The following is an 11,890-nucleotide window of genomic DNA, read 5'->3' on the forward strand; positions in this document are numbered from 1 at the left end:
CGCGAGCGAGTAGGGAGGGGAGACAGCGCCGTCATCGTCTTTCAGACACTGTTCTGTTGCAGGCCCACAGGCCTACATTCCACAAAGTCTATGCGCATAAAAACGTATAGTGCGCATGTAATGAGACGGAAGAATATCACCATCCGCGAAGACCAAGCCGTGTGGGTAGAAGAAAACCACCTCAACCTCTCGTCGTTCCTTCGTGAGAAATTGGACGAACTGATTGAGGAGCGCGAATAGCGGATGTACTACGCCTACAAATATCGTCTCAAACCGTCCGACGCCCACCGTAAGGAGTTGGATCGTCACCGCGATATTTGCAGGCAAAACTGTACAACCACTGCCTCTACCGGCTTGATAGTACAGAGAGAGCCACGGAAAGCTCCAGTCTATGTCGTCGCTTCGGTCGGAACTCCCCGACCTCAAGAAGTGGTGGGACGAGCTTTCTGATGTGTACTCTCGGACGCTCCAAGTCGTCGTCGAGCGGCTATTCGACAACCTCAAGGGTCTCTCCAAACTCAAGGAGAACGGCTATGGCGTTGGTCACCTCAAGTGGAAGCCACCACGGGAGTTCCGCAGTTTCACCTACAGTCAGTCTGGCTTCAAGCTCGACAAGAAGGGCGGTCAGACGGTACTGTCACTCTCGAAACTCGCGGATATCCCGATACGGCTTCACCGCGCAATTCCTGACAACGCGAACCTTAGGCAGGTCACGCTCAAGAAAGAGCCAACCGGCAAGTGGTTCGCCACCTTCGGCGTCGAAGTAGACCGCGAACCACCCGAGAAACCCGATGAACTCACCGACGTAGTGGGCATCGACGTGGGGATACTCAAGTACGCCCACGACACTGATGGAATCGTCGTCGATTCCCTCGACCTCTCGGACGAACGCGAGCGGTTGGAACGCGAGCAACGGAAACTCTCGCGGAAGGAATACGGGTCGAACAACTACGAGAAGCAATGTCGCCGCGTTGCGGAGTGTCACGCCAACCTCCGCCGCAAGCGCCGCGACTTCTTGCACAAGCTCTCGAACTACTACGCTCGGGAGTATGACCTCGTGGCTGTTGAAGACTTGAACGTCGCTGGAATGATGCAGTTCGATTCAAATTCACGCAACCGAGCTTCCTCCGCATGGCGGACGTTTCTGCGGATGCTCGAATACAAGTGTGAACGCGAAGGCACGCACTACGTTCCAGTGAATCCACGGGGGACAACCGAAGAATGCGCGGCATGTGGTGTCTCGTCTGATAAGCCACTATGGGTTCGTGAACACTCCTGCCCGTCGTGTGGGTTCACGGCGGATAGGGACTGGAACGCGGCCTACAATATCCTCGTTCGCGGTCTGAAGAAAGTAGATATTGGAGTGGGATGCTCCGAATCAACGCCTGTGGAGACTGCGCTCCCTACGGGAACCACTTCGGTTCCTGCAAAGTGCGTCGTGGAAGCAGGAAGCCCCGTCCTCACCGCGCGTAGCGCGTAGGGCGGGGTAGTTCACTAACGGCTCGTCACTACAAAGTAGTGCTCATCCCGCTAAAAAAGCTTGTCAACACGCCGATTATAAATCGCGCGAACCGTGATTACGTCTGCCGAGAGGCTACACTTCGCTGCGCATGCTGAACGTCCCCCGTGCGACGAGACTTCGAGAACGGAAACCCCCAACCTGCTTGCGATTTAGGCGTCGTTTAATGGTTTCGTGGTCGACGCTCGGTCGTACCCGCTCTTCCGAGACGACCGACGGCACGGCTCGCGTTCGATAACCGGTGTTACTCGACGTACGCAACGCAGTCCAGTAACTCCTCGACCACGGGGTTGCTTCGATATCGGACGGTTCCGCTCCCTGAATCGTACGTGAGGAACTGCGCCGCTTCCAACTTCGGCAGTGTCGTGTGATAGAGTCTGATGACGACCCGTTCCGTGTTTCCGGACTCGGGGTCGTGAGCGACGATGTACTTCACGAGATCGTCGAACGAGCCGATGCCGTCGTCGGTTTCGCGCAGATAGCGGAGGACGTATCGTCGTTGGTGGTCGGCTAACATCTCGAAAACGGTATCGAGCCGATTTTCGACCGCTTCATCATCGTACTTTTCGCCCTTTATACCGAAGCCCGACCCGAGGAGAACATCGTCTGACATACTTATGGTTACTTACACAAATAGCAATAATAAAAAGTTTGCGGCCATCTTTCGTCCTTCGTAGATGTTCGCCTACGCCGCAGGTAACTCCTACCACGACGACAGGTAGCAAATAACTAACATATTGTACGCCTATGCAATTGTTCATGCGCCTCCACTGCCAGTCCGACTACCCCGTTCGAAACCCCGACGACTGCCCGACCGTTCGCCAAGTTCGGGACGGCGAGTGGTTAGCCAGAGACGCGGACGGTCGCTCCGCCCGCGGTTCCACGCCCGCCGCCGCGATAGCGACGCTCCGAAAGTAGATACGATACCGAAACCCGAACCGCTCGGCGCTCCGATATTCGCGGCGAGAATGATCGACGGGACGCGAGGTCGAACCGACTTTCTCACCCGTCCTTGATGGCTTAGGTAGTTCATAATAATCCTTTCTCATCCGTTCCTTACGAGTCCATATCTGAGATAAGCGCCGAGCGAGAGCGTTCGCGTGCCGAAGTCGCCGACAACCTCCGGAAGTTCGCCGACAAACTCGACGGTGGGGGCGGCAGCGACCGGGGTGACGGTCGCCCGGAACCGGATTTCGGAACCGATGGGGACGCCGACTCCGACCGCAACGCGGGCGAGAAGGTGACGTTCATGGTCGGCAACGACAGCGCGACAGTCAACCCGCCCGAAACCGTCTCGTTCGTCGTCGAGGTGAACTCCGACTCGTCACTGGTCAGTCCCGAAGAGACGCAGCGCGTTGGGTTCGAACTCGTCTGGGACGCCGACAAGATACCCGAGGACGACGAACTGAGCATCGAGTGAAATCCGGCATATTTTACCACCTCGTCCACGAGTCGAAATATTGAAACCGACCTGTTTCGTTTCGAAGGTACAATGACCAGCACGCAGCCCAGCAGCTCTATCACCGACGGCGGGCTGGTGCGACCGATGTTCAAACTGGCGTGGCCGATCGTCGTCATCCAGCTCCTGCAGGTGATGTACAACGTCGCGGACACCTTCTGGCTGGGGCGGCTGTCGTCCGACGCGGTCGGCGCGATGAGTATCGCCTTCCCACTCATCTTCTTTCTCATCTCCGTCGCGGGCGGGTTCACCGCCGCCGGAAGCATCCTCGTCGCCCAGTACACCGGGGCCGAGAGCGAGGGCTCCGCCGGAACGGTCGCGGGACAGATACTCACGTTCGTCTCCATCCTCGCGGTCGTCCTCGGGGTCGCCGGATACTTCCTCACCGAACCGATGCTCACGCTCATGCCGACGCAGGACGCGACGACCCTTCAGGTCGTCCCTCTCGCCCGCCAGTACATGGAGGTGTACTTCCTCGGTCTTCCCTTCCTATTCGGGTTCTTCGTCTTCAACTCGCTGATGCGCGGCTACGGCGACACCCGGTCGCCCATGCGTATCATGCTCGTCAGCGTCGCCCTCAACGTCGTGCTCGACCCGCTCCTCATCTTCGGCGTCGGTCCGTTTCCGAAACTGGAAATCGTCGGCGCGGCGGTCGCCACCATCGCCGCGCGGGCCGTCGCCAGCGTCCTCGGTCTGTACGTCCTCTTCGGGGCGCGCGCCGGTCCGGATGTGAGCTTCGACGACCTCGTTCCCGACCTCGGCTACATCTGGGATATCGTGCGTCTCGGAACGCCCAGCGCGCTCGAACAGTCCACCAGTTCGCTCGCCATGATAACGATGACCGTGATGGTCGTCCAGTTCGCACCCCCCGTGGTCAGCGCTTACGGACTCGGTAATCGCCTCGCGTCACTCGTTTTTCTCCCGGCGATGGGGTTAGGACGAGCGACGAACACGATGGTCGGGCAGAACCTCGGCGCGAAGAAGCCGGAACGCGCGGAACAGGCGGTTTGGATGGCCGCGAAGGTCGGTTCCGCGGTGATGCTCGCCGTCGCTCTCGTCGCGGCCCTGTTCCCCGACCCTATCGTCGGCGTGTTCATGGCAACGGGGACGCCGGACGCGGCCCAGACCATCGATTACGGGAGCAACTACCTCCGGATTCGTTCTGCCGAGTTCGCGTTCATGGCGCTGTTGCAGGTGTTGCTCGGCGCGTACCGCGGCGCGGGTAACACGAAGACGGCGATGGTGTTCTCGATGGTGACGCTGTGGTTGGGTCGGGTGCCGACGGTGTACTTCCTCGCGTTCGTCCGCGACCTCGGCCCAAAGGGTATCTGGATCGGCATGGCGTTCGGGAACATCGTCGGGGCCGTCGCCGCCGCGCTCTGGTTCACGCGGGGGACGTGGAAACGGACGGTCATCGACGATTCCGAGGTCGTTGTCGCGGACGGCGAAGGCGACTGATTTTTGGCTGTCGAGATTAAGCGTGCCATAATAAAATGCCTAGACCGAGTAGTGGTGTCCAATGAGTCCGGCGAGCGTCGCGCAACAGGGTGGATTACCCTGTCCGACGAACGAAACGATATATGTGGGCCGAAACTGTATCCGAGGTGAGAAACGATGACTGGCAACGTCGATGTTCTTCTCATCGGTATCGACGCGGGGTGTCTCCCCGTCTTCGAGCGTCTCTACGAGGACGATATTATCCCGAATATCCGGTCGATCTGTGAAGGCGGCGTGGCCGCTCCGTTGGAGTCCCAGATGCCCCCGTGGACGCCGAGCGCGTGGCCGTCGCTGTACACCGGGGTCAATCCCGGCCAGCACGGCGTCTGCGGATTCGTCACGTACGACGGCTACGACTTCCGCGTGGTCAGCGGAAACGACGTCGAGGAGCACGCTATCTGGTCGCTGCTCGACGAACACGACCGGTCGAGCGTCGTCGTCAACGTGCCGGTGACGCATCCGCCGGACGAGTTCGACGGCGCGCTCATCCCCGGTTTCATCGGTCCCGAGGATCCGAAGTGCCACCCCGAGGGGACGCTGGAGGAGGTGCGCGAGGCCATCGGCGAGTACCGCGTCTATCCGAACTACTCGCGCGAACACTCCGATTTCACCGACGAGCAGAAGATGGACGAGTACACGACGCTCGTTCGGATGCGCGGCGAGGCGTTCTGCTACCTCGCGGACAAACACGAACCCGACTTCGGGTTCGTCCAGTTCCAGAAGCCGGACACCGTCTTCCACGAGTTCGACGGTAACTGGGAGAAGGTGAAGACCGTCTACGAGGAGACTGACAGGCAGGTCGGCAAACTGTTGGAGGAGTGCGACCCGAACACGGTCTTCATCGCCAGCGACCATGGGATGGGTCCCTACGAGAAGTACGAGTTCCGCGTCAACGAGTTCCTGCGCGACGAAGGCTACGTGAAGGCGATAAAAGGCGGTAAAGGGATGCCGTCGTGGAACCCGATCCAGGAGGAACTGCGCGAAGGAAAAGACACCCAGACGTGGGAACCGAACGCAGTCGAGCGAATCGCGGCGAAAGCGGCCAAGTTCGGACTGACCGCACACCGGATTCGAACCGGACTGGAGAAGGTCGGACTCGCGGATATCGCCAAGCAGTACGCGCCGAAGAACGTGGCCCGAACCGCCAACGAGCAGGTCGATTTCCCGAACTCGATCGCCTACATGCGCGCCAGAACCGAGTTGGGCGTGCGCATCAACTTGCAGGGGCGCGAACCGAACGGTATCGTCCCCCTGGAGGAGTACGACGAGGTGCGGGACGAACTGATAGCGAAACTCGGCGCGGTCGAGACCCCTGACGGCGAGCCGATTTTCGGCGAGGTCGCGCCCCGCGAGGAGTATTTCCACGGGAAAAACGCGGACAACGCCCCAGACATCGTGACGATACCGAACGAGATGGGTCAATTCCTCTCAGCGCAACTGCTCGGCGACTACTTCGCGCCGCCGACCGAGCCGTGGAACCACAAGCTGGACGGCATCATCGCCGCGAAAGGAACGGGAATCGACCCCGACGCGATGCCCGCGAAGGCGCACATCTTCGATGTGGCTCCGACCATCATGTCCGCGCTGGGCGTCCCGTACAGCAACCGGATGGACGGGACGGTGGTTCCCATCGTCGCGGACGCCGGAGCGCAGTCGTACTCCGAGTACGCCAACGGCGACGGGTCGGCGATGGACGAGAAGGGAGAGGAGAACTTGGAAGAACGGTTGGCCGACCTCGGCTACATGCAGTAACTACCCTCTGGACGCTCCTCTTCTCACGCACCTCTTCAGACGACTTTTCAGCGCGGCCACCCCTCTTTTCCGCCCCGGCGTCGAACACCGCACGACGAGGGGTTTGATGGAAACGAACGAACTACCGGGGGAGGACGCATCGCTCTGGTTAGAGACGACGCCGCCGACCGATTTCGACCCGCTGGACGGCGACCGCCATGCGGACGTGGCGGTCGTCGGGGGCGGCATCGCGGGGCTGTCCGCCGCGGCAGCGCTGAAGGACGCCGGACGGACGGTCGCCGTGCTCGAAGCCGACAGGGTGGTCTCGGGCGTCACGGCGCGAACGACGGCCAAACTGACGAGCCAACACGGTCTCATCTACCACGAACTGCTGTCGCGGTTCGGTCACGAGCGCGCCCGCCAGTACGCGGACGCGAACGAGGCGGCCGTCGAAATCGTTGCCGACCGCGCCGAGGACGTCGACTGCGATTTCCGCCGCCGACCGGCGTACACCTACGTCAACGACCCGAACGACCGCAGTAAGGTGCGCCGCGAAGTCGAGGCCGCCCGACGCGTCGGCCTCCCGGCCTCGTTCGTCGAGGATACGCCGCTTTCGGTGGACGCGAACTGCGCGGTTCGGTTCGACGACCAAGCGCAGTTCCACCCCCGAAAGTATCTGCTCGCGCTCGCCGACGAGATTCCGGGCGACGGGAGCCACGTCTACGAGGAGACGAAAGCCACCGACCTCCGTGCAGGTCAACCCTGCCGCGTCGAGACCGAACGCGGGACGGTGACCGCCGACCACGTCGTCGTCGCCACGCACTTCCCGCTGGTCGACCCCGCCGGGTACTTCGCCCGGCAGTACCCGAAACGATCGTACGTGCTGGCGATTCGCACCCGCGACCCGCCGCCGGAGGGGATGTACTACCGGTCGGGCGACCCCTACTTCTCGGTCCGTCCGCACGAGACGGCCGACGAGTCGTTCGTCCTTGTCGGCGGCCAGAACCACAAGACCGGACAGGGGGGGTCGACGAGCGAGCGGTATCGGGAGGTCGAGCGGGAGGCCCGCGACCGGTTCGAAGTGGAGGAGGTCGCCTACCGCTGGTCGACGCAGGACTACACCTCGACCGACCGCGTCCCGTTCGTCGGCCCCATCGCTCCGTGGCGGCGGAACGTCTTCGTCGCCACGGGATTCGGCGGCTGGGGGATGACGACCGGCGTCGCGGCGGGCCAGATTCTCGCCGAGGAGATAGCGGGCGACGGAAGCGAGTGGGCCGACGTGTTCGACCCGGGGCGCTTGCCGCCGCTCGGAACCGCCGGAAAGTTCCTCTCGGAGAACGTGAACGTCGGCTCGCGATTCGTGGAAGACTGGGTACGAAAGCCGCACGGAACGCGCGAAGCGCTCGCACGCGGCGATGCGCGAGTCGTCCGTGAAGACGGGGACCCCGTCGCCGAGTACCGCGACGAGGACGGCGAACTGCACCGCCTGTCGGCGGTCTGCACCCACATGAAATGTCTCGTGGAGTGGAACGACGCGGAGCGAACGTGGGACTGTCCGTGCCACGGGTCGCGGTTCGATTCCGAAGGGACGGTGCTCGACGGACCGGCGGTGCGGAATCTACCGAAGAAGTGACGGAAAAGAGCGAGTCGGTGGCCGCGGAATCCGCTCTCGGCGGCACGTCGATGTTGGAAGACGTGTTCATCCAACACCGTATCTGATCATCGGAGCAGTTTTATATACATCGAAATATCATCTCTTCTCCATGCCACAAAACAAACCGACCGAGTTCGGGACGTTCGGCGGTCGACACGTCCCCGACGCGCTCGAAGAACCGCTCGAACGACTCGCGGAGGCGTTCGACGAGATTCACGACACCGAGGAGTTCCAGCGCGAGTTCCGCCATCTGTTGGCGGACTTCGCGGGACGGCCGACGCCCATCTACCACGCGGAGCGTCTCTCGGAGGAGTACGGCGCGCAGATATATCTGAAACGGGAAGACCTGCTTCACGGCGGCGCGCACAAGATAAACAACTGTCTCGGGCAAGCACTCCTCGCCGAGAAGGCGGGGAAAGAGCGACTCATCGCGGAGACCGGCGCGGGCCAGCACGGGACCGCGACGGCGATGGTCGGCGCGCTCCTTGACATCTCCACCGAGATCTACATGGGGAAAAAGGACGTGGAGCGCCAGAAGATGAACGTCTTCCGCATGCGCCTGATGGGCGCGGAGGTGAACGAGGTCACCCGCGGCGACGCCGGACTCGCCGACGCGGTGGATGCCGCGCTGGAGGACTTCGCCGGGAACATGGAGGACACGCACTACCTCGTCGGGAGCGTGGTCGGCCCCGACCCCTTCCCGCGGATGGTGCGCGACTTCCAATCGGTCATCGGCGAGGAGGCCCGACGCCAGATTCGAGAACAGGCGGGACGGTTGCCGGACGCCGCGGTCGCCTGCGTCGGCGGCGGGTCGAACGCCATCGGTCTGTTCCACGCCTTCCGCGACGACTCCGTCGAACTGTACGGCGCGGAGGGCGGCGGCGAGGGTGCAGACTCCACTCGCCACGCCGCACCCCTCGCTAGCGGGAAGACCGATATCCTGCACGGAATGCGTACCCGCATACTGAACGACGACGTGGAAGTTCACTCGGTCTCGGCGGGGCTGGACTACCCCGGCGTCGGCCCGGAGCACGCTCAGTTCCGCGAATCGGGGCGTTGCGAGTACCACGGCGTCACCGACGACCAAGCCCTCGAAGCGTTCCGCGAACTCAGCGAGTGCGAAGGGATAGTCCCCGCGCTCGAATCGAGCCACGCCGTCGCGCTGGCGAAACAGTTGGCGGACGAGAGCGACGAGGACGACGTCATCCTGGTGAACCTGAGCGGGCGGGGGGACAAGGACATGGAGCAGGCCGCCGAACTGTTCGATTTGGGGAACGAGCGGTAGAGGAACTACCCGTGCGACTCCCTCGACCTACTTTCTCGGCGTTTTCCCGCCGGACCGGGAAACGACTTCCGCGTATCCGGCGTGGATCTCCTCGAACTGCGCGTAAACTCCCGTTCCCCCGATCTGCCTCCATCCGAGTCCTTGGACGGGCGCTGATGCTCACCGACGGGGACTCCGTCCAAGTACGAGGCGAGCAGTTCGATCATCGTGTGCCAACCCGCCATGTCTCTGGCCCAGTCGTCGGAGCATTCCGGCGGTGCCGCGTAGGTGAGCGTCAGGCGACACCCGTCCGGGTGGGGGTCGAGCGTCCAGCGGACGACGCCGTCCGGGTTCATCTCCTCCCACCACGTGTGCTCCAAGAGACGGGGCGGCTCGATACTGAGGATGCGGTCTTCCGCTCTATCGTCAGCGCCGTCGTGTTCCGTGACGAACGCGCCTCCGGGCTCACCCTCGAACTCCACGACGTTGAGCCACTCTCGCAACTGTTCCGGTTCGCTGAGTGCCTTCTACACCTTCTCGACCGGGTGTTCGAGGATACGTTCGAAGCGCGCTTCGTAACCGTCTTCGCTCTCGGTAAGTTCTCCTTCCATGGTATCACGTCTAGTCTAAGTGCTCTTCCAGTGCGTCCAGGCGCTCCGTCCAAAGGGGGCCGTATCGCAGCAGCCAGTCCCGCATCTCCCGGAGTTCCTCCGTCCGAGCCCGATACATCCTATATCGGCCCGATTTGCGCACGGACACGAGCCCGCCTTCTCGGAGTCGGCGTAACTGTTTAGAAACGGCCGGCTGGCTGAGTCCGGTGGCCTCGACGAGTTCGCTGTCGCTCCGCTCTTGTCCGGCGGTCAGTTCCACGAGACGTCGACGAGTTGGATCCGCCATCAGTTGGAATACGTCGGCCACGCAGGAACGTATGCACGGGACTCATATAATTGTACACGCATACGTCGCGTTCCGCGGATTCGACGACATCGTCGGAACTGTCCGAGCACGATGAACGTTCAGAAAGCGTACCTCTCGAACTCAGTCGTCCGCGCTGACCGCGCTCCGCCCCGAAAACGCGGTTTTGGCTTCCGGCGAGAGCCGACTGACGACCGCCCGCCCGTCGCGCTCGCGCTCGACCAACCCGTCTTTTTCCAGCCGTTTCAGGTGGTGTGTGACGGTGCTCGGGTCGCGCTCAAGTTCGTCGGCCAACTCGCCGACCGAGGCGGGTTCCCTGCGAGCGACCGCGTCGAGCACCGCGGCGGTCGGCCCGTCGGCCAACGCGGCGGCGAGCGTATGGACGCTCTCGCCGTCTGAGTAGAACCGTCGCTTCCCGCGAACTTTCGCGTCCGTCACCATCCCTTCCCGCTCCAGCACGCGGAGGTGGTGACGGATGGTCGAAAGGGACACGTCCATCCCCGCATCCAGTTCCGAGAGGTAGGTGCCCGGCGAGCGTTCGATTCGCTCGAAGAGGTCGGCCCGAATCTCGTGTTCCAGCGGGTCGGAGTCGTCGTACCGGCTGTACCGGAACGGCGTGATGATGCGCCAGAATCGGTCCCAGTCTCGTCCCGCGACGACGGGTGCGACCCCGGTCGTCCCCCCGACGTTGACCGTCAACGCGGTCACGTCCGGAAGGTGGCTGGCGAGACCGACGGCGAGAACGGCTCCGGCGAGTTTCGCGGTGTCCGCCGGCGTCGGAATCGACCCCTCCGGAGGCGTCCTCGTATCGGTTCCACCCGCTGACCCCTCGCTGGACGCCGCCGGTGCGCCACTCGCTGCCGTCGTCTTCGTTTCGGGGTCGTTCTCTCCGGCCCCGGTCTTCGCGGTGGATTTCTCCTCACCGCTCCCATCGCTCCCGCCGCTCGCGGTCGCCGACCCGTTCGAGACCGTCTTCGTCGCTTCGTCGTTTCCGATTCCCGAACTCGCGGTTTCCGCATCGCTCATGTCCGCGACGGTCTCCGCCGCGGCGTCGACCGTATCGGTGATCGCAGTCGTCGCGTCGGCCACGGACGAGGCGGTCGTTTCCGAACTGCCGTCACCGTCCGACTCCGGGGCCGACGTGGTGTCACCGAGTGCGTCGGCGGTGTCGCTCGTCGCGTCGACGGAGCTATCGCCGGTCGGAGTCGTGACGTTCGCGTCGGTCAGGTTGTCGCTCACGCCGTCGGTCGATTGTTCCGAGTCGAGCGACGAATCGACCGCGTCGGTCGCGCTCGTGTCGTTCACGTCGGCTTCGACCGAATCGCCCGTCTCGTCGAGGGAATCCGTCGATAGCGTCTGAGTCGCGTCCGAGGTGTCTTCGACGGTCTCCGCGGTCTCGGCGGTCGTATCGTCGACCGAGTCGGTGACGGTATCGGTCGCGTCGTCGACGGTGTCGGTCGAATCGCCAACGCCGCTGCTCACCTCGGTCGTCGTCACGTCATCGGTCACTGTCATTTCGGCGACGATCGTCACCTCGGAGATAGAATTGGAAACGGTGTCCTGCGTGGTTCGCGTCGTCGCGTCGCTCGCCGTCACGGTATCGCCAATATCGATCGTCTCGACTGCGGTCGTAGTCTCTTCGACCGTGGTTTTCGTCCCGTTTAGCGGGCCCTCGACCGCCTCGCCGCCCGGTATCGCGGCGGCGAGGTTCGGCAAACAGAGGAGCGTGACGAGTATCACCGCGCTGGGCCGGTCGATACGTGCGGCCATTCGGTTCGTGTGCCCTCAGTTAGCATACAACGTTCCAGATATTTATGGTTACCTGCCGTTGACCCAAACAGTTCGATCGGT

The 11,890-nt window shown here is 62.7% G+C and carries 9 protein-coding genes and 2 pseudogenes; 7 read left to right on the plus strand and 4 right to left on the minus strand.

The window, feature by feature from the left end:
- Positions 1-243 precede the first annotated feature (243 nt).
- Positions 244-1,480, plus strand: a pseudogene (locus tag LIW51_RS00630) (RNA-guided endonuclease InsQ/TnpB family protein).
- Positions 1,481-1,763: 283 nt separating this feature from the next.
- On the opposite strand, the gene LIW51_RS00635 reads toward LIW51_RS00630, so the two are convergent.
- Positions 1,764-2,132 (minus strand): DUF7344 domain-containing protein, encoded by a 369-nt coding sequence (locus LIW51_RS00635; protein ID WP_227375334.1) that lies wholly within the window; start codon positions 2,130-2,132, stop codon positions 1,764-1,766.
- Positions 2,133-2,278: 146 nt separating this feature from the next.
- Between LIW51_RS00635 and LIW51_RS00640 the strand changes: the two genes are divergently transcribed.
- The 6 genes from LIW51_RS00640 (at position 2,279) to trpB (ending at position 9,145) form a co-directional block, all read left to right on the plus strand.
- The gene (locus tag LIW51_RS00640) at positions 2,279-2,437 is read left to right on the plus strand and encodes a hypothetical protein (protein ID WP_227375335.1); all 159 of its coding nucleotides are present in this window, start codon (positions 2,279-2,281) and stop codon (positions 2,435-2,437) included.
- 322 nt (positions 2,438-2,759) lie between these two features.
- Positions 2,760-2,939 carry an amphi-Trp domain-containing protein gene (locus LIW51_RS00645; RefSeq protein ID WP_227375336.1) on the plus strand — a complete coding sequence of 60 codons (180 nt, stop codon included), beginning with the start codon at positions 2,760-2,762 and terminating at the stop codon, positions 2,937-2,939.
- A gap of 72 nt (positions 2,940-3,011) precedes the next feature.
- Complete coding sequence (locus LIW51_RS00650) at positions 3,012-4,436, plus strand: MATE family efflux transporter (RefSeq protein WP_227375337.1); 1,425 nt, start codon at positions 3,012-3,014, stop codon at positions 4,434-4,436.
- Between the two features lie 156 nt (positions 4,437-4,592).
- Complete coding sequence (locus tag LIW51_RS00655) at positions 4,593-6,227, plus strand: alkaline phosphatase family protein (protein ID WP_227375338.1); 1,635 nt, start codon at positions 4,593-4,595, stop codon at positions 6,225-6,227.
- Positions 6,228-6,333: 106 nt separating this feature from the next.
- Positions 6,334-7,839 (plus strand): FAD-dependent oxidoreductase, encoded by a 1,506-nt coding sequence (locus tag LIW51_RS00660; protein WP_227375339.1) that lies wholly within the window; start codon positions 6,334-6,336, stop codon positions 7,837-7,839.
- A 130-nt stretch (positions 7,840-7,969) separates the two neighbouring features.
- On the plus strand, positions 7,970-9,145 hold the full coding sequence (gene trpB, locus LIW51_RS00665; RefSeq protein ID WP_227375340.1) for a tryptophan synthase subunit beta: 1,176 nt from the start codon (positions 7,970-7,972) through the stop codon (positions 9,143-9,145).
- 5 nt (positions 9,146-9,150) lie between these two features.
- On the opposite strand, the pseudogene LIW51_RS00670 reads toward trpB, so the two are convergent.
- From LIW51_RS00670 to LIW51_RS00680, 3 genes and pseudogenes are all read right to left on the minus strand, one after another.
- A pseudogene (locus LIW51_RS00670) lies at positions 9,151-9,639 on the minus strand (SRPBCC domain-containing protein); the annotation flags it as partial.
- Between the two features lie 106 nt (positions 9,640-9,745).
- Positions 9,746-10,042, minus strand: a complete 297-nt coding sequence (locus LIW51_RS00675; protein WP_227375342.1) for an ArsR/SmtB family transcription factor — start codon at positions 10,040-10,042, stop codon at positions 9,746-9,748.
- A gap of 120 nt (positions 10,043-10,162) precedes the next feature.
- The gene (locus LIW51_RS00680) at positions 10,163-11,809 is read right to left on the minus strand and encodes a helix-turn-helix domain-containing protein (RefSeq protein ID WP_227375343.1); all 1,647 of its coding nucleotides are present in this window, start codon (positions 11,807-11,809) and stop codon (positions 10,163-10,165) included.
- Positions 11,810-11,890 lie beyond the last annotated feature (81 nt).

Source organism: Haladaptatus halobius, from assembly GCF_020618475.1.
In the GTDB taxonomy this organism is placed as follows: domain Archaea; phylum Halobacteriota; class Halobacteria; order Halobacteriales; family Haladaptataceae; genus Haladaptatus; species Haladaptatus halobius.